This window comes from Pseudomonas sp. CFBP13509, assembly GCF_005233485.1.
GTDB lineage: Bacteria > Pseudomonadota > Gammaproteobacteria > Pseudomonadales > Pseudomonadaceae > Aquipseudomonas > Aquipseudomonas marginalis.
The window spans coordinates 1-15,485 of record NZ_QGAA01000013.1 but is presented as its reverse complement, the minus strand read 5'-3'; the positions used below and the strand labels follow the sequence as shown (position 1 = coordinate 15,485).

The following is a 15,485-nucleotide window of genomic DNA, read 5'->3' as shown; positions in this document are numbered from 1 at the left end:
AAAACGCGCCACCCGGAGGTGGCGCGTTTTTTCTAGGTTCAACTCAAGTGTCTTGCTTGTTTTCCAGCACCGCGCCGGTCTTGGCGTCGAGCTTCACTTCAAAGCGCTTGCCAGCGGTGTCGGTCAGGTCGACTTCGTAGACCAGTACCCCGTTTTTGTGGTCAAGCTCGGTGTCGGTGATGCTGCTACCGGCGTGTGTGGCCACGGCGGCGGCATTGAGTTTCTCAAACGGCATCACGGCGCCGGACTTGAGCAGGCCTTCAATGTGGTCCGGGCGAACATCGGCCTGGGCCAGGCCGGCGGTCAGGGTCAGGGCGGTGGCGGCGAACAGGGCAGTCAGGGTTTTCATGGGGTGTGTCCTTCTCTGGTGAGCTGTTTAAGTGGCGCCAGATTAACCGGCGCAACTTAACTCATCCTTAATGGCGCACTGACACCAATGCCCGACTCACTCAGTACTTATAGTCGTTCAGCAGGTCTTGCACGCTGGACGACGGCCAGCGCTTGTAGAACTTCAACAGTTCGGCGGCGCGGTTGGTGAAGATGCCGTCGACGTCGGCCTTCATCACTTTGTCGAAGTCGACCGGCTCATCCACGGTGTAGACGTGCACCAGCAGGCCCTTGTCGTGGGTCAGCTTGTTCATTTCAGGCTTCACCAGGTCGGTGTAGCTCTGGTCGCCGTGGTCGGTCAGCTCAGCCGATGGGCCGGTACCGATGGCGCCGAGGCTCTTGGCTTCGTCGACCCACTTTTCGAACTCGGCGGCGTCTTTTGGCTCTTGCTTGGCGTAGTAGGCGGCCTTGGTCGGTTCGCCGGACTCGGCGAAGGTCTGCGTGGATTTCGGCTCGATGCTGCCTGGGCCAACCCACAACAGCAGGATCTTCGGCGTGTTCGGCATTTCTTTCTGCAGCTCTTTCAAGCTGTCTTTTTCAAACGTCTGCAGCACCACACGGCCCTTGCCCTGGCCGACGCCGGTGTTGCTCTTGCCCAGCTTGGAGCCGGCGGAGCTCAACCAGCCTTTATCCAGCAGCTTGTTTTTCAGGTCGGCTTCGATGCCCGGGAATTGCTTGGGCTCCTTGGTTTCGATGTACAGGCCGGGTTTGTGCTGCGGGTTGCCTTCGGCGATCTTGATGATGTCGTCCAGGCTCAGGATCTTCAGGCCAACGAAGCCTGGACGCGCACGATCCGGGTAGGCGGCGTTGAACCAGCTGCCGGCGTCGAGGGTTTGCAGTTCTTTCCAGGTGAACTCATTGGCCGGGGCGTCCTTGCGCTCAGGGAACTTGGTGGCCACGTCGGTGGTGCGCTGCAGGTTGTTGTCGTGCAGGGCGAACAGCACGCCGTCCTTGCTGCGCTGCAGGTCCAGTTCCAGGTAGTCGGCACCCAGGTCGCGCGCGACTTTGTAGGCGGCGGCGGTGGATTCCGGCGCGTCGTAGGACGCGCCACGGTGAGCGATCACGGCGGGGTAGGGAATGCCTTCGTTTGTCGCCAGTTCAGCCGGGCTGATCGGTTCGGCAGCCTGTGCCTGGCCGAGGCCAAGCGCCAGTGCGAGCAGCAGGGCGCTCTTGGAAAACGTGACAGGCATATGCGAAGTCCTTTCGTGGAGGTAGCTTTGAGAAGGCCTCCTTTTTAACAATTGATTGCGAAAGGCGCTATCACCAAACCGACATTAACGTGCGCACGTGCCAATTTTCTCGGTTTTTTTGCGCGGCATTGCAGTACTCTTGCTCGCAGCCGCCCCGCCAGAGGACGGTATTTTCTGCCACGCGTGTAAACCATCTTTCCAGTCCCTGTGGGACTTTTCAGTGAGGTTTACCATGCGCATCACCTCCGAGCTTATCTGCCAGGCTGCCGACCAACTCCGCGGTTTTGTTGGCCTCAACCGCAAGACCGGCCAGTACATCGTGCGTTTCAGCGAAGATTCCTTCGGCATGGACGTGGCTGACGACGGCATTATCCCCACCGCTGAATTTGTCTGGCTGCCGGCCCCCGAGCAGACCATGACCCTGTCCCGCGAGCGTATCCAGTTGCTGCTCGACCAGAATATCGACGACCGCATCAACATCAGCGAGCCGTTGCGCGTGTATATGAAACGGGTGGAAATTCCACAGATCAGTGCGCTGCGCAGTCTGGTGAGCTAGACGGCATAGGCGGTAAGCGAGCGTTCTGTGGCAGGCCGGCTTTTTAGGGCAGCGGGCCTGTTGTGGTAAGAGCGGGCTTGCCCCGCGCTGGGGCGCGAAGCGGCCCCTGAGCCAGACGCTGCGGTTAGTCAGGAGAACCGCGTCAACTGAATTGGGGCTGCTTCGCAGCCCAGCGCGGGGCAAGCCCGCTCACCACAACCGGCCCGCTCACCACAACAGGCCTGCTCACCACAACAGGCCTGCTCACCACAACAGGCCTGCTCACCACAGCAGGCCTGCTCGCCACAGAGACTCAGCTGATATGAAGGTTACTGGCCTTGGAATGTGTAGGCCCGTTCCACCTTGCACACCCGTGTCTGAAACGCCGAGTACCAGATGGAGCGTCCTTGTTCACGCACTGCCCGATGCTCAGCCTGCTGCTTCCAGGCCAGGATCGCGGCCTCGCTGCTCCAATACGACACGGTAATCCCCAGGCCATCCTCCCGCGCCGATTCCACCCCGAGAAACCCCGGTTGATCGCGAGCTAACTCCAGCATGCGGGCGGCGGCCTGGCCGTAGCCTTGATCGCCGTCGGTGCGCAATGAGCTGAAGATCACTGCGTAGTAGGGTGGGGCGGGAGTCTTGGCGATCATGCGCACTGCTCCTGGCACGCCTTGAGCCAGGCAATCGCCAAAGGCGGCGTGATGCCCTTGAGGGCGGCGCGTTCAGGCTGGAACAGGGTGGCGACGAAAAATGGATGGTCGAGCAACTCCACCGCGCGTAGATCGCCGGCTGCGTCATGCCCGCTGGGAATCATCTCGCGCTCGAGCAGGGCATCGGCGAATTCGGGGTTGATGCCGTAGCGGCAGCGGTAACCTTCCTCGATTTCAAGACGGCCGTAGGCCTCGGCGATGCGCGTGTAGGGTGTCAAGCGCAGGCTGTCGGTGGCTTCAACCAGTGCGCAGCTCAGGGGGGTGATCACTGCGCGTTCAGCGCCCGGCGCCAGCTCGCCATGTTCGGCATCGGCCCAGCCCAGCACGTTGCGGGCGTATTCCAGCACTGCATGTTGAAAACCACCGCATGTGCCGAGGAAAGGTCGCCGCTGTTCGCGGGCAAAACGGATCGCCCGCAAGGCGCCGTCGGTGTCGCGGTAGGGGCTGGCGGGCACGCACCAGAATCCGTCGAAGCCGTGCAGTGCTGTGGTGGGCGTGAGGGTGTCGGTGTCGAGCCATTGCAGATGAACCTGCAAACCGAGGGTTTCGGCGGCCCGTTGCAGCGCGACGGGAATGGCCTGGTGCGCGATGACATCGGGGTTGTAATCGCCGATCAGGGCGAGGTGCAGGGTGGTGGCTTTCATCGTGTGCGTCCCATGGCTTGTGGTGTCCTGATGCGCACTATAGATTGGTGCGCACGCAATCAATATTGGCGTTTTCCCACATGCTCAATGCAGCCACGCACTATCAACTCGATTACCCCGACCTGTCGTTGATTCTCGCCCTGGTGCGTGGCGGCACCCTGGCGCGGGCGGCGGCGTTATTGCGGGTGGATGTGTCCACGGCGTTCCGCGCGGTGCGACGGCTGGAGGCCGCATTGGGCCAGACGCTGTTTGAAAAAAGCCGCGCCGGCTACCTGCCCACCAGCCTCGCCAATAGCCTGGCGCAGCAGGCCGAACGTGCCGAACAAGCGCTGGAGGCGGCGCGCATCGGCGTGGAGCAGGGCGGCGAGGTGATCAGCGGTACGGTGCGCCTGACCTGTACCGACTCGGTGCTGCAAGGGTTGTTGCTGCCGGCGCTGGCGCAGTTCATGCCGGACTACCCGGCGCTGACCCTGGAGCTGAGCACGTCGAATGATTTCGCCAACCTCAGCCGCCGCGATGCCGACATCGCCCTGCGCCTGACCAGGACTCCGCCGGCGCATCTGGTCGGCCGTTGCCTGGGGGCCGTGGCGTATCAGGTGTGTGCCAGCCCCACGTATGCGCACCAACACGCCGCACGCTCACTGGCGGACCTGGCCTGGATCGCGCCGGACGACTTCCTGCCCGACCACCCCACGGTGACCTGGCGCCGCGAACACCTGCCCGGTGTACGCCCCAGCTATCGCTGCAACAGCATGTTGTCGGTGACCGAACTGGTGCGGGCAGGGTTGGGCGTGGCGGCGCTGCCGGACTTTCTGCTGGATGACGGCCTGCAACCCCTGGGCCCCGCGTTGGCTGGGCACGACACCGCGTTATGGCTGCTGACGCGCCCCGATTGCCGCGCATTGCGCTCGGTGGTGACGCTGTTTGATGAGTTGGGCCGGCATGTGCAGATGAAACCCTGACTCACCGCGATCGGGAGTCAGCCCCCTCCCACATGGCATTCGCGTTGTTATTGAGGTTTTCGCACATAGTGCTCATGCATTTCGCACGTCAGGGTTTCGATGTGTTCGGTCAGTTGCTTGGTCATTTCCGTCAGCCGGGTGTTTTGCTCCAGCAATTCGAGCAACTGTCTGGTGGTTTGCGCGGCCTGGGCCTGGCGTTCGGTATTGGCGATGGCCAGGGCTTCACGGTGTTGCGCGTCGGCGTCGGACTGGGCTTTGTCGCGGGCGGCCTGGCGCGTCTGGGCCAGCAGGATCAGCGGCGCGGCATAGGCGGATTGCAGGCTGAAGGCCAGGTTGAGGAGGATGAACGGGTACACGTCGAAGTGGGTGATGCCGGTTACGTTCAGCACCACCCACAAGATCACGATCGCGGTTTGCGCACCGAGGAAGGTCGGTGTACCAAAGAAGCGCGCAAAGGCCTCGGCCTTGAGGGCAAAGGTATCGTTGCCGAAGGTCGGCGCCAGGTGGGCGTGGCGGCGGTGAAAACGCAGGTGATCGACGGGGGCGGTTTCGGGCTTGTCGGGGGTCATGGTGGGCTCGGGTCATCAACGTTAAGACAGTGAATCACTATAGTCCTGGCGACCTGTCTTACACATGAATAACCCGTGGCCTACTTAGTGGACACCCCGCTCATTGGCAAACGCACTCACCGCGTGCACCGCCTCGCTGGTACCTTCGCGAATCTGCAGGATCACCGTACCGGCCTGGTTTGCCAACTCCACGCCCAGGGCAGCACGGTCGCGGGTTGCGTCCATGCTGTCGATGGCTTGGCGGGTTTCAGCCTGGATCACCGCGATCATGCTGGATATTTCTGTGGTGGACCCGCTGGTGCGCGCCGCCAACTGCCGCACTTCATCGGCCACCACGGCAAAACCACGGCCTTGTTCACCCGCGCGCGCCGCTTCGATAGCGGCATTGAGTGCCAGCAGGTTGGTTTGTTCGGCAATGCCGCGAATGGTGTTGACGATGGTGGTGATCTGCTGCGAACGCTCGCCCAGCTTGGCGATCAGTTGCGAGGAGTTGTCGATGTCCGAGGAGATTTCACGCATGCCGCTGGCTGTTTTCTGGATCACGTCGGCACCCTTTTCCGCCATGTCCTGGGTGTGCAGGGACAAGTGATAGGCCTGGGCGGCACTCTGTGCGTCAGCGGCGTGTTGTTGCACGCGCGCGGTGATATCCGAGGCGAATTTCACCACTTTGCACAGGCGTCCGCTGGCGTCGTACACCGGGTTGTAGCTGGCTTCGAGCCAAACGGGCCGGCCGTTTTTATCCACGCGCTCGAACTGGCCGCTGAACAATTCACCCTGGTTCAGGCGTCGCCAGAACTCGCTGTAGGCTGAGCTCGCGGCGGTCTGCGGGGTGCAGAACAGACGATGATGCTGGCCCTGGATCTGCGCCAGGCTGTAGCCCATGCGTTGCAGGAAGTTGGCGTTGGCGGTGATGATCGTGCCGTCGAGGTTGAACTCGATGACGGCCATGGCCCGGCCGATGGCTTCCAACTTGGCGTTGGCCTCGCTTTCGGCCTGCAGGCGCGGGGTAACGTCCAGGGCGTACTTCACCACTTTGATCACACGGCCCGCGTTATCACGTACCGGGGTGTAGCTGGCTTCCAGCCACACCGACTGACCATTGCCGCCCACCCGTTCAAAGGTACCTGATTGGAACTGACCCTTTTGCAGGTTGGCCCAAAGTTGCTGGTACTCGGCGCTACGGGCGAAGGCGGGCGTGCAGAACATCCGGTGGGATTGGCCTTCGATCTGCTCGGCGCGGTAGCCCAGGGTACTGAGGAAGTTGTCATTGGCCCGCAGCACGAGGCCTTGCGGATCGAATTCGATCACCGCCATGGAGCGTTCGATGGCGTCCAGCAGGCTGGCCTGGTGAGCCACGGTGTGTTGCAGGGTATCGATGGTTTTCTTATGGGCGTTGAATAACATGTTCGGGGCTCGGGCAAGCACGCGTCTGGGAGTATCCATGTATAGGCGCCTGCCTCCGTAAGGCATTTGCCCTACGGTTGACCTGCTCATTGTCAGCTCCCTTGTGCTGACAGCGGGGGGGGAACAACGGGTTAAGAGTCATCAGCCTGACAAGAAGTTCGCCCCATGGGCAGGACCATTTTTGGGTAGGCGACCAATGGAGGCATTACGCCATCTCCCGCGGCGTTGCACGGAAGATCAAGACCAGGTGTCGTAGGACAACGTCAGGCGGAGCAGGCTATCCGGTCGTCGTTGACACTGACTCGATTACGCCCGGTGTCCTTGGCGGCATAAAGTGCTCGGTCCGCCGCGTTCAGCCACATGGCTGCGTCGGTGAAGCGTGGCTGGAAGTCCGCCAGGCCGATGCTCAGGCTGACGCGCAATTCCGGTATGTGCGGGGTGCGGTAGTTGCCGAATGTTTCGCGCATCTGCTCCATGATCTGCGCTGCTTGCTCCAGAGGCATTTGCGGAAGAATCACACAGAACTCATCGCCACCATAACGTCCGGCCAGGTCGTTTTCCCGCAGGTTGCGCCGCAGTTCCAGGCTCAGTTGCCGCAGCACCGTGTCGCCGACGATATGGCCATGGGTATCGTTGATCTGCTTGAAGTGGTCAATATCGATCAATGCGATGGTGGCGTGGCTTTGCTGCTGCTGGCACTTGTGGAACTTGAGGTGCAGCAGGTCTTTCCACGAGCCGTGGTTGAGCAGGCCGGTGAGGCTGTCGGTGCGGCTCAGGGCACTGAGGGCGCGTTTATGTTCCGAGAGCTTGATCGCCAGTTGATAACAGACCATGCCGATGGCCATGGGGTAGAGGGTCAGCATCGGCAGGCAGGAGTAGACCTGAAGCAGGCTGACGTCGGGGTTGAACTGGATACCGAACAGCGCCCATGCCACGCCGATCCCCAGCACCTGGGCGAGCAGGCCACGCAGGAACAGGCGCCGGCCGCCGGCGGCGACGTTGTTCATGGTCATCATCGACAGGATGGTCACCGCTGTCAGCGGCGTGAACTGTGTGGCCGCCGCCCAGAACCCGCCGAGTACCGAGTCATACAGGAAGTTGCGCTGTTCAGCCTGGTAAGGAAACGGTGAACGGGTGGATAGCTGATACGCCAGGTGCGCCCAGGCAAACCCATTGAACAGCAGTAACGCCCAGACCCAGCCCGGCATGGCAAGCGGGTACAGGGCGCCGGTAACGCTGATGCTGCCGACACCCAGGCCGATGATCCTTGGCTGGTAGATACGCCGGGCAAATGAGAGCCCTTTGCCTCGTCTGTTTTCCATAAATTCCTGGTTCAGCTGTTTTTCACATTTACCGCGGCGCGCGGACACCGGATCGACCGTTGATCGCATAAGGCCTGTGAATATTGTCAGTTATTCCCATGGGAATAATCAGTGGCCTTCCAGGCCATTTGCGCAAAACAGAGGGCGAATGCGTCAAAAACGACCAGGAATGTCGCTCCTGCAACGGTTTTTACTCGGGGCAGGGGGCGCTGACTTCGTAGCCGGCCAGGAACAGGTCGATGGCCGACTCAATGACACGCGCCTGGTGAGCGGCATCCAGGGTCGGCTGGCCCAACGTGATCTGCGGCCAGAACGCGAAAGCCTTGAGCAGGCTTTGAATCTGGTGGGCGGCAAACGCCGGATCGGTGCAAGAGAGGCGGCCGTCTTCCTGGGCGGCGCGTACCCACTGGGTAAAACCTTCTTCGCGCTGGCTCAGGCGGGTGACCATGTCTTGCGCACGTTCCGGCGAGTGGATGGTGGCGGCGATGGCTACCCGGGCCAGATCGAGGAAATTGGTGTCCGACATCATCTTCATCTTGGCTTCCAGCAAACCACGCAGTTGTTCGCGCAGGGGGCGCTCGCTGGTGTAGCTGACGTCGAGTTGGGCGACGCTGCTGGCCCAGAGCTGGTGAAGGATTTCGGCGAACAGTTCTTCCTTGCTGGGGAAATGGTTATACACCGTGCGCTTGGAAACCCCAGCGGTGGCGGCGACCTTGTCCATGCTGGTGACCTCGAAGCCGTTATCGCGAAACTCAGCGATGGCCGCTGCCACGATGGCTTGGCGTTTGCGGTCGGTGAGGCGTTGAGGGGCAGTCATGGGTGGCGTTCGGCTCTTGAGGGTAAATTACACTGGGTAGTTTACTTGCTGCGGATTTTGTTGCAATCTTGAAACTACACTGTTCAGTGTAACTTATGCGCGGACCGTAGAAGTCACTCTGTAATGGCCACCATCTCAACCCGCCTCAAGTCTTCACCTGCGGCGCCCAAGCCTGCCGATCTGGACCTGGGGCGCTTCAGCAACGAGGCCCCCGTGCAGCACGGTGGCTTTGGCAAGACCTTGCGTATCTTCTGGAACATGCTGTTTAACAAACCACGCAGCACGCGCCCGGTGGGGCAGATCCCGGTGCAACCGCTGACCCGCGAGCAATTGTTGGCGGCGCCTGATCACAGCGTGTTCCGCCTGGGGCATTCCACCGTATTGCTGAAAATGCGCGGCAAGTTCTGGCTGACCGACCCGGTGTTCGCCGAGCGTGCCTCGCCATTCAGTTGGGCTGGCCCCAAGCGTTTCCACCAGCCGCCTATCCGTCTTGAAGAGCTGCCGCCCCTGGAGGCGGTGATTCTTTCCCACAACCACTACGATCATCTTGACCATAAGGCTGTCGTCCAACTGGCCGACAAGACCCGTTACTTTCTCGCGCCGCTGGGCGTGGGCGACATCCTGGTCAAGTGGGGTGTCGACGCCAGCAAGGTGCGGCAGCTGGATTGGTGGCAAGGCACCGAGGTGGATGGCATTCGCTTTGTCGCCACGCCGGCGCAGCACTTTTCCGGGCGCGGCCTGTTTGATGCCAATCAGACCCTTTGGTGTTCCTGGGTGATGATCGACGGCACGCGCCGTATCTTTTTCAGCGGTGACACCGGCTACTTCGATGGCTTTAAACGCATCGGCGAACAGTACGGCCCGTTCGATCTGACGTTGATGGAAACCGGTGCTTACAACGTCGACTGGCCCCATGTACACATGCAGCCGGAGCAAACCCTGCAAGCGCATATCGACCTCAGGGGCCGTTGGCTGCTGCCGATCCACAACGGCACTTTCGACCTGGCGTTCCATGCCTGGCACGAACCTTTCGACCGCATCATGGCGCTGGCGTGGGAGCGCAATGTGTCGATTACCACACCGCCGATGGGCCAGGCGTTCAGCTTGAACCAGCCGGAGCGTGGGTATGCATGGTGGCTGGAAGTGGAAACCCAAGGTGCACAAGAGCACCTTGTGGGCTGAGGGCGCAGAGGCGCCGAAAAAGGAGTTTTCAAGCTGTTTCGGGTCTGCGACAGGCGCCGGCGAAGGATGCGATGATCCCTGGAAAGTGTTTTCAGGGGAGGCGTACCGATGGACAGCATACGCAGATGGTTTTTGCGAGCAGATGCGGTTTGCCAGGTTGGCCAGCCGTTGTCTGCGCTCTTGGGCATGACCGACTCGGCATCTCCATGCCGCCGTCCTTCCCCCGATCAAGTGCCCCCCCGCAGTATTGAGTTTGATGTCGATCCCCCCCCAAAAACCCACCCCAAGGGTGGCGTCCTGATCCCGGGGTATAACGTACCGGCAATTCCCATCAGACCCATGCCTGATCCCTCGTTGACGCTGATTGCCCTGAGCGGTATCGACCCAGAGGGCCCAGTGATGGTGGAGGTGCCCCTGGTGCAGAACAATAGCCGCTTTGCCGCCATGCAAGCGTTGGCCGGCAGGCGCGTGGGGTATGCCGACCGATATGGACGTGGCGATGGGCATGAACCGATTCGACACCGTGCGCCCTTCATGCGTGCGCTGGACGTACTGCGCCGGGCCGGGGCGCAACTGATACCCGTGCCGGCGCAACGTATCGACGGCACCCTCACGTTCAAACTGCACACCCATAATGAAATCGATGAAATTGTGAATGAATACCGGCTGGATGCCCTGGTGTCGGACAGTCAAAGTGCTGCATTCCATAGTGCGTGCTGGAGTGGTTACCCGAGGTTTGGCGAGGCTCTCGATGGTGGCGCGACGTTGTGGTTCTACGGTGCGCGATGGTCGAAGGAATCGTTGGCCGCGCTGGCGCTGGGTTATCGCAATGCCAGGGAGGGAAGCCATGGCCTATAGAATTCATATCCTCGGTGCTGCGGGGGCGGGCACTACCACCCTGGGCAGGGCCTTGGCGGAGAGTCTGAACGTCGCTTACTTCGACACCGACTATTTCTACTGGCAGCAAACCGACGCCCCCTTCACCATTGCCCGGCCCAAGGATGAACGCATCCGCCTGCTGCAGGAGCAGACTGTCGGCCTGGAAGGCTGGGTGCTGTCCGGTTCACTGTGCGGCTGGGGCGACCCGATGATCGCGCAGTTCACCCACGTGGTGTTCCTGCGCCTCGACCCGCAAGTACGCCTGCACCGTCTGCGCATGAGGGAGGTGCAACGCTACGGTGATGAAATCCTGGAAGGTGGCAGTCGCCACGAGAACAGCGTCGCCTTCCTGGCCTGGGCCGCTCGTTACGACAGCGGCAACCACAGCCTACGCAGCCTGCGTCGGCATGAAACCTGGTTGGCGGCACTGACCTGTCCGGTGATCCGCTTGGACTCTACGCACCATTCGGCTGGGGCGTTGGTGAATCAATTGATGCCGCTGTTGAGCCCATCAGCCGCGAAATAATGTTTTGTGCAGCGGGTTCGGCTGGGGCGGTCTCAAACCGCCGCACACTCATGCCCCACCCCGGCGCAAACCCCGGGAAAAACACCAGCCCTTGCGCCTCCAACCGAAACGCCAATGCCAGGCGGGTTTCATCACCCACATCGCCCTGGCTTTCAAACTGTTGGATGGCATCCACCGTCACACCCGCCTGGCGGGCCAGCTCGTCGCGGCTCCAGCCCAGCATCGCGCGGGCCTGTACGCTGTGTTTGGCGGTGAATTGGTGCAGGACGATCTGCTGTTCTACGAAAGAGCTCATTGCCAGAGAGGACATGGGGTTTCTCCAGGATTCGACGGGGGAGGGCAAACTATACTGTGTTTTTGTACAGTTGTTTTGACCGCTCATCAACTGGATGCTTATCGACCCACTATTCCAACCCCGGCGCCTCACGAATGATCAGGTGATCGAGGTTCTCGATATTCGCGCTGAACACCCCGAAGGTCTGCTCGGGGTTTTTCTTGCTGGGCACTTGTTTCAGCTCCGGTGTCACCCCGTAGAAGAAACAATACAACGCCCGCTCACTGTCCGCCGCCGCCCTGATCTGCTCTAGGAACGCCTTGCGCTTGCGGTAGTTCTCTATGAGCTTTTTGCTCAGGTAGACGTTGACCGAGTAGGGCTTTTTGTCGAGCCACACCTTCTTTTCGAAGTCGATGCGAAAGCTGCTGGTGTAGTCCTTGATCGCTTTGACCTTGCCCCAGTAGATCAGGCCCTTGTTGTCTTGCAGGTATTCGATCTTCTTGAAAAACGCCGCGTAAGTCGCGGTGTGCTCGCCGATTTTCAGCGGCATGCTTTTCAGCTTTTCCTTGTCGTCGATGTTCGACACAAAACACTCCACCGGGTGGGCAAACACGCTGGTTTTTTCCGGGGTGGTGTCGCTGGCGCTGACAGATTCGTCGCTGCGGGGTGAAGGTGTTTTCGCTGAATCTTGTGGGACCAGCCCCTCGGTGCCGACCTCCGCGGTTTTACGCTCGTACGTACGACGTGTCAGCACAAACTCCGATGGGAAATTATCCTCACGCTCATCGTCGTTTTCGCCTGCTGCACCCTTGTGGAGACTGGCATAGCGGCAGCCGTCGATATGCCGGGTGCTCGGCGTGTTTTTGAAGTGCGGGGTGCGTTGGTAGTTGACGTTCCTGGCGTTGAACGTGCTCAGCACATTGCCTGCTTCGAAGGCGGCGCGACAGGCATCGTTGGGGCAGAGGAAACTGTCCTTGTCGGAATCGAAGGTGTTGGTTTCGTCGAAATTCAGGTCTCGTACGTCATAGATCGACAGCTTGTCATCGAGACTCAGGCTGTAGGCCGTGTCGAATTTCATGGGGCTCGGGTCCGTGAGAGGTTTCGCTATTAATAGCGGGAACCCGCGTAAATATCAGCAAGAACCTGCAACCCGCCGTCCGCTGCGAGGGAACAAGTCCAGCTCAACCCCAAGCACCCCATGCTAGTCGCGACACTCAAGCCTAAACCGCTCAACTGTGGGAGCTGTCGAGCCCCAGCGAGGCGGCGATGGGATCGACTCGGTGTTCCCGGTGGATCCCACCCACCCGCATCACCGCTGCAACTTGGCCCGCTTTTTCTTCTTCGCATGAAAATGCCGAAAATGTGCATCCTGCGCCGCCGCCAGCAACTCCCGATCCCCTCGCGTATCGCCCCAGGCCCTGAGCCGATACTCCCCCAGGTCCCCGTACACCGCCTCAAGCCGCAGCACCTTATTCTCACACCGGCAGTTATTCCCGGTGAGCTTGCCGGTCAACACCCCGTCGACCACCTCAAGCTCAGTGCCAATCAACTTGATCCCAAGCCGATCGGCAAACGGCTGCAGCACCAACGCCGGCGACGCCGAACACAGCGTCACCACCGCCCCCGAGCCCAACTCCTGCTCCACCGACAACACCCCAGCCGGGCGCATCAACCGCGCCCAATTGCGCTGGCAATACTCCTCGGCCTTCTGCTGCACCCACGTCTTCTCCACCCCAGTCATAAAGGTGCGGATCAACTGAGCCTTCAACTCATCCCGGCTGATCTGCCGCACCAAAAAGCGCAGCCCAGGCACGGCCAGCTTGACCATCCGGCCATAAAACTCGCCGGTGCCAAAGGCAAACTTGAGGAAGGGCACGAAACTGTCGTGGTGGGTCAGGGTGCCGTCGAAGTCAAAGACGGAGAGTACTTTGGCGTCAACGGGGCCGGCTTCGAGCATGTCTGGGTTCACGGGTTGGCCTCGGTCCTATCTAGTATTTTTGAGCGTGCATCAGGTGTGACAGCAGGAGTCTACTCCCGTGCCAATCTTCCGACCTTGGCGTAAAGCCCCTCGGTGAAAGCCGCCCGGTCACTCGACCGGTGACAACGCTGATGGCAATTGGGGCACAAGGCTACAGCATTGGTGATGCGATCCGAACCCTTCTGGGCCAGGTGCTTGACGTGATGTACTTCAAGAAATGGCAAACCGTCGACCTCAAACGGCGCGTTAGCGCCGCAGCCTTCGCAGATGCCCTCGGCCTCTTTCAGTACCCAGGCGCGTACCTTTGGGTCGCGAACAAAAGCGGTGCTGACGGTCGAGACCTTCTGCGGCTGGGCAATGCCGTCCGGTAGCTGAGTGAAAGGTTGCTGCTGCAGTTTGGACGCGCGGCGGATAAGCGTTTGCTCGTCTGCTGTTTGGGCGGCGTCTTCGGATTCGAATACACCCTGCGCGGCCAGCGCTTGGCGGATGCGTTGTTCGACGCCTGACCCTACGTTCTTCGCCGGCTTAAAGCCTTTTATCGGCTCCAGGCCCATACGGATAAGAACGGTAGAAATGTTTAGCATGCGGAACTCTACGGAGCCTTTTGCACGACCGGCTATCGGCCCCTCGCGCAAAAGGCGGTTTTCGAGCGCTTTATTGAAAGGCTGGCCGTTCTTTTCCTTGGCCAGCATCTTCAAGTAAGCCTCGACCGCTGCTGCCAACTCCGCGTCGTTCCAGTCCGTGTTGTCTTTCGTAATATCCATACAGCCGCCGAGGGTAGAAAACCCTCGGACGATACTGAGTAGCCATTATTGCGTCTACGAAATTTCCTACGTTCTGGCAGGAATTAGCGGTCAACGCCATTGGTAAATGAATTCGCTGCTTTGTCTTGAAGGTTTCAAGCGAGCTTGCATAAAAAAGCCCTGAACAAGTCAGGGCTTCTCGGTTTAGCTGTGCTAAGAATCAATCCCAGCTCAACGCCCCCCCCGTCTGATACTCGATCACACGGGTCTCAAAGAAATTCTTCTCTTTCTTCAAGTCCATGATCTCGCTCATCCACGGGAACGGGTTAGTCGTCCCCGGATACTCTTCCTTCAACCCAATTTGCGACAGGCGACGGTTAGCGATGAACTTCAAATAGTCTTCCATCATCGCGGCGTTCATACCGAGCACCCCGCGCGGCATGGTATCCCGCGCATATTCAATCTCCAGCTGAGTCCCCTGCAGGATCATCTGGGTCGCTTCTTCCTTCATCTCGGCGTCCCACAGGTGTGGGTTTTCGATTTTGATCTGGTTGATCACGTCGATACCGAAGTTCAGGTGCATCGACTCGTCGCGCAGGATGTACTGGAACTGCTCGGCCACGCCGGTCATTTTGTTGCGGCGGCCCATGGACAGGATCTGGGTGAAGCCGCAATAGAAGAAGATGCCTTCCAGGACGCAGTAGTAGGCGACCAGGTTGCGCAGCAGCTCTTTATCAGTCTCGACGGTGCCGGTTTCGAACTTCGGATCGGAGATCGAGCGGGTGTATTTCAGGCCCCAGGCTGCCTTCTTAGCCACCGATGGAATCTCGTGGTACATGTTGAAGATCTCGCCTTCATCCATGGCCAACGATTCGATGCAGTACTGGTAGGCGTGGGTGTGGATCGCTTCTTCGAAGGCCTGGCGCAGGATGTACTGGCGGCACTCCGGGTTGGTGATCAGGCGGTACACGGCCAGGACCAGGTTATTGGCGACCAGGGAGTCGGCGGTGGAGAAGAAGCCGAGGTTGCGCATGACGATGCGGCGTTCGTCGTCGGTCAGGCCTTCGGGGTTTTTCCACAGGGCGATGTCGGCGGTCATGTTGACCTCTTGCGGCATCCAGTGGTTGGCGCAGCCGTCGAGGTACTTCTGCCAGGCCCAGTCGTACTTGAAGGGCACGAGTTGGTTGAGGTCGGCGCGGCAGTTGATCATGCGCTTTTCGTCAACGGCGACGCGGGCGGAGGCGCCTTCGAGTTCGGCGAGGCCTTCGGCGACGTCGAGTTTGTCCAGGGCGGCCTTGGCGCGCACGATGGCGGCGGAGTCACTGGCGGTGACGGCGCGTGCTTCGATGGCGGCAGCGGC

General features: G+C 60.4%; 17 protein-coding genes and 2 pseudogenes. 5 read left to right on the top strand and 14 right to left on the bottom strand.

Annotated features, from left to right (window positions below; translation table 11 throughout):
- Nucleotides 1-43 precede the first annotated feature (43 nt).
- Together PspCFBP13509_RS21185 and PspCFBP13509_RS21180 are read right to left on the bottom strand one after the other, a co-directional pair.
- Nucleotides 44-349 carry a PepSY domain-containing protein gene (locus PspCFBP13509_RS21185; RefSeq protein WP_065925258.1) on the bottom strand — a complete coding sequence of 102 codons (306 nt, stop codon included), beginning with the start codon at nucleotides 347-349 and terminating at the stop codon, nucleotides 44-46.
- Nucleotides 350-449: 100 nt separating this feature from the next.
- On the bottom strand, nucleotides 450-1,577 hold the full coding sequence (locus PspCFBP13509_RS21180) for a glycerophosphodiester phosphodiesterase family protein (RefSeq protein ID WP_137212651.1): 1,128 nt from the start codon (nucleotides 1,575-1,577) through the stop codon (nucleotides 450-452).
- A 232-nt stretch (nucleotides 1,578-1,809) separates the two neighbouring features.
- Between PspCFBP13509_RS21180 and PspCFBP13509_RS21175 the strand changes: the two genes are divergently transcribed.
- Nucleotides 1,810-2,133, top strand: a complete 324-nt coding sequence (locus tag PspCFBP13509_RS21175; RefSeq protein WP_065925256.1) for a DUF2025 family protein — start codon at nucleotides 1,810-1,812, stop codon at nucleotides 2,131-2,133.
- A 308-nt stretch (nucleotides 2,134-2,441) separates the two neighbouring features.
- Here PspCFBP13509_RS21175 and PspCFBP13509_RS21170 read toward each other — a convergent pair whose 3' ends face one another.
- Both PspCFBP13509_RS21170 and PspCFBP13509_RS21165 read right to left on the bottom strand, forming a co-directional pair.
- The gene (locus tag PspCFBP13509_RS21170; RefSeq protein WP_065947849.1) at nucleotides 2,442-2,765 is read right to left on the bottom strand and encodes an antibiotic biosynthesis monooxygenase family protein; all 324 of its coding nucleotides are present in this window, start codon (nucleotides 2,763-2,765) and stop codon (nucleotides 2,442-2,444) included.
- The gene (locus PspCFBP13509_RS21165) at nucleotides 2,762-3,469 is read right to left on the bottom strand and encodes a CTP synthase C-terminal region-related (seleno)protein (RefSeq protein ID WP_065925255.1); all 708 of its coding nucleotides are present in this window, start codon (nucleotides 3,467-3,469) and stop codon (nucleotides 2,762-2,764) included. Before PspCFBP13509_RS21165 ends, PspCFBP13509_RS21170 begins: the two co-directional genes overlap by 4 nt.
- An 80-nt stretch (nucleotides 3,470-3,549) precedes the next feature.
- On the opposite strand from PspCFBP13509_RS21165, the gene PspCFBP13509_RS21160 reads away from it, so the two are divergent.
- On the top strand, nucleotides 3,550-4,431 hold the full coding sequence (locus PspCFBP13509_RS21160; protein WP_065925254.1) for a LysR family transcriptional regulator: 882 nt from the start codon (nucleotides 3,550-3,552) through the stop codon (nucleotides 4,429-4,431).
- 47 nt (nucleotides 4,432-4,478) lie between these two features.
- Here the strand turns inward: PspCFBP13509_RS21160 and PspCFBP13509_RS21155 are convergent, their stop codons facing one another.
- The 5 genes and pseudogenes from PspCFBP13509_RS21155 to PspCFBP13509_RS21140 form a co-directional block, all read right to left on the bottom strand.
- On the bottom strand, nucleotides 4,479-5,000 hold the full coding sequence (locus tag PspCFBP13509_RS21155) for a DUF1003 domain-containing protein (RefSeq protein WP_065925253.1): 522 nt from the start codon (nucleotides 4,998-5,000) through the stop codon (nucleotides 4,479-4,481).
- A gap of 84 nt (nucleotides 5,001-5,084) precedes the next feature.
- Nucleotides 5,085-5,522 (bottom strand): annotated as a pseudogene (locus PspCFBP13509_RS32235) (methyl-accepting chemotaxis protein); the annotation flags it as partial.
- Between the two features lie 159 nt (nucleotides 5,523-5,681).
- Nucleotides 5,682-6,314 (bottom strand): annotated as a pseudogene (locus PspCFBP13509_RS32230) (PAS domain-containing protein); the annotation flags it as partial.
- Nucleotides 6,315-6,667: 353 nt separating this feature from the next.
- Nucleotides 6,668-7,726: a diguanylate cyclase gene (locus PspCFBP13509_RS21145; protein WP_065925251.1), complete on the bottom strand. Its 1,059-nt coding sequence runs from the start codon at nucleotides 7,724-7,726 to the stop codon at nucleotides 6,668-6,670.
- 190 nt (nucleotides 7,727-7,916) lie between these two features.
- A complete protein-coding gene (locus tag PspCFBP13509_RS21140; RefSeq protein WP_065925250.1) occupies nucleotides 7,917-8,543 on the bottom strand; it encodes a TetR/AcrR family transcriptional regulator in 627 nt (208 codons plus the stop codon).
- Between the two features lie 123 nt (nucleotides 8,544-8,666).
- Between PspCFBP13509_RS21140 and PspCFBP13509_RS21135 the strand changes: the two genes are divergently transcribed.
- The 3 genes from PspCFBP13509_RS21135 (at nucleotide 8,667) to PspCFBP13509_RS21125 (ending at nucleotide 11,130) form a co-directional block, all read left to right on the top strand.
- Nucleotides 8,667-9,725, top strand: coding sequence for an MBL fold metallo-hydrolase (locus tag PspCFBP13509_RS21135; RefSeq protein ID WP_027605642.1), 1,059 nt, complete (start codon nucleotides 8,667-8,669; stop codon nucleotides 9,723-9,725).
- Between the two features lie 339 nt (nucleotides 9,726-10,064).
- Nucleotides 10,065-10,583, top strand: coding sequence for a hypothetical protein (locus PspCFBP13509_RS21130; protein WP_065925249.1), 519 nt, complete (start codon nucleotides 10,065-10,067; stop codon nucleotides 10,581-10,583).
- Nucleotides 10,573-11,130, top strand: coding sequence for an AAA family ATPase (locus PspCFBP13509_RS21125; protein WP_065925248.1), 558 nt, complete (start codon nucleotides 10,573-10,575; stop codon nucleotides 11,128-11,130). Before PspCFBP13509_RS21130 ends, PspCFBP13509_RS21125 begins: the two co-directional genes overlap by 11 nt.
- Here PspCFBP13509_RS21125 and PspCFBP13509_RS21120 read toward each other — a convergent pair.
- The 5 genes from PspCFBP13509_RS21120 to PspCFBP13509_RS21100 all read right to left on the bottom strand — a co-directional run.
- Complete coding sequence (locus PspCFBP13509_RS21120; RefSeq protein WP_074847504.1) at nucleotides 11,060-11,440, bottom strand: helix-turn-helix domain-containing protein; 381 nt, start codon at nucleotides 11,438-11,440, stop codon at nucleotides 11,060-11,062. The genes PspCFBP13509_RS21125 and PspCFBP13509_RS21120 overlap by 71 nt on opposite strands.
- Before the next feature lie 94 nt (nucleotides 11,441-11,534).
- Nucleotides 11,535-12,482 (bottom strand): hypothetical protein, encoded by a 948-nt coding sequence (locus tag PspCFBP13509_RS21115; RefSeq protein ID WP_065925246.1) that lies wholly within the window; start codon nucleotides 12,480-12,482, stop codon nucleotides 11,535-11,537.
- 231 nt (nucleotides 12,483-12,713) lie between these two features.
- On the bottom strand, nucleotides 12,714-13,361 hold the full coding sequence (locus tag PspCFBP13509_RS21110) for an HAD-IB family hydrolase (RefSeq protein ID WP_065925245.1): 648 nt from the start codon (nucleotides 13,359-13,361) through the stop codon (nucleotides 12,714-12,716).
- A 71-nt stretch (nucleotides 13,362-13,432) separates the two neighbouring features.
- Nucleotides 13,433-14,146: an HNH endonuclease gene (locus PspCFBP13509_RS21105; RefSeq protein WP_074847503.1), complete on the bottom strand. Its 714-nt coding sequence runs from the start codon at nucleotides 14,144-14,146 to the stop codon at nucleotides 13,433-13,435.
- Between the two features lie 199 nt (nucleotides 14,147-14,345).
- A partial coding sequence (locus PspCFBP13509_RS21100; RefSeq protein WP_137212650.1) for a ribonucleotide-diphosphate reductase subunit beta occupies nucleotides 14,346-15,485 on the bottom strand: 1,140 nt, incomplete at its 5' end.

What these genes read in the sequence shown, in the direction of transcription:
- PspCFBP13509_RS21130 (WP_065925249.1), top strand. Translation starts at nt 10,065, where the DNA reads ATGCCTGATCCCTCGTTGACGCTGATTGCCCTGAGCGGTATCGACCCA.
- PspCFBP13509_RS21180 (WP_137212651.1), bottom strand. Translation starts at nt 1,577, where the DNA reads ATGCCTGTCACGTTTTCCAAGAGCGCCCTGCTGCTCGCACTGGCGCTT.
- PspCFBP13509_RS21115 (WP_065925246.1), bottom strand. Translation starts at nt 12,482, where the DNA reads ATGAAATTCGACACGGCCTACAGCCTGAGTCTCGATGACAAGCTGTCG.
- PspCFBP13509_RS21160 (WP_065925254.1), top strand. Translation starts at nt 3,550, where the DNA reads ATGCTCAATGCAGCCACGCACTATCAACTCGATTACCCCGACCTGTCG.
- PspCFBP13509_RS21120 (WP_074847504.1), bottom strand. Translation starts at nt 11,440, where the DNA reads ATGTCCTCTCTGGCAATGAGCTCTTTCGTAGAACAGCAGATCGTCCTG.
- PspCFBP13509_RS21140 (WP_065925250.1), bottom strand. Translation starts at nt 8,543, where the DNA reads ATGACTGCCCCTCAACGCCTCACCGACCGCAAACGCCAAGCCATCGTG.
- PspCFBP13509_RS21170 (WP_065947849.1), bottom strand. Translation starts at nt 2,765, where the DNA reads ATGATCGCCAAGACTCCCGCCCCACCCTACTACGCAGTGATCTTCAGC.
- PspCFBP13509_RS21125 (WP_065925248.1), top strand. Translation starts at nt 10,573, where the DNA reads ATGGCCTATAGAATTCATATCCTCGGTGCTGCGGGGGCGGGCACTACC.
- PspCFBP13509_RS21145 (WP_065925251.1), bottom strand. Translation starts at nt 7,726, where the DNA reads ATGGAAAACAGACGAGGCAAAGGGCTCTCATTTGCCCGGCGTATCTAC.
- PspCFBP13509_RS21185 (WP_065925258.1), bottom strand. Translation starts at nt 349, where the DNA reads ATGAAAACCCTGACTGCCCTGTTCGCCGCCACCGCCCTGACCCTGACC.
- PspCFBP13509_RS21110 (WP_065925245.1), bottom strand. Translation starts at nt 13,361, where the DNA reads ATGCTCGAAGCCGGCCCCGTTGACGCCAAAGTACTCTCCGTCTTTGAC.
- PspCFBP13509_RS21105 (WP_074847503.1), bottom strand. Translation starts at nt 14,146, where the DNA reads ATGGATATTACGAAAGACAACACGGACTGGAACGACGCGGAGTTGGCA.
- PspCFBP13509_RS21175 (WP_065925256.1), top strand. Translation starts at nt 1,810, where the DNA reads ATGCGCATCACCTCCGAGCTTATCTGCCAGGCTGCCGACCAACTCCGC.
- PspCFBP13509_RS21165 (WP_065925255.1), bottom strand. Translation starts at nt 3,469, where the DNA reads ATGAAAGCCACCACCCTGCACCTCGCCCTGATCGGCGATTACAACCCC.
- PspCFBP13509_RS21155 (WP_065925253.1), bottom strand. Translation starts at nt 5,000, where the DNA reads ATGACCCCCGACAAGCCCGAAACCGCCCCCGTCGATCACCTGCGTTTT.
- PspCFBP13509_RS21135 (WP_027605642.1), top strand. Translation starts at nt 8,667, where the DNA reads ATGGCCACCATCTCAACCCGCCTCAAGTCTTCACCTGCGGCGCCCAAG.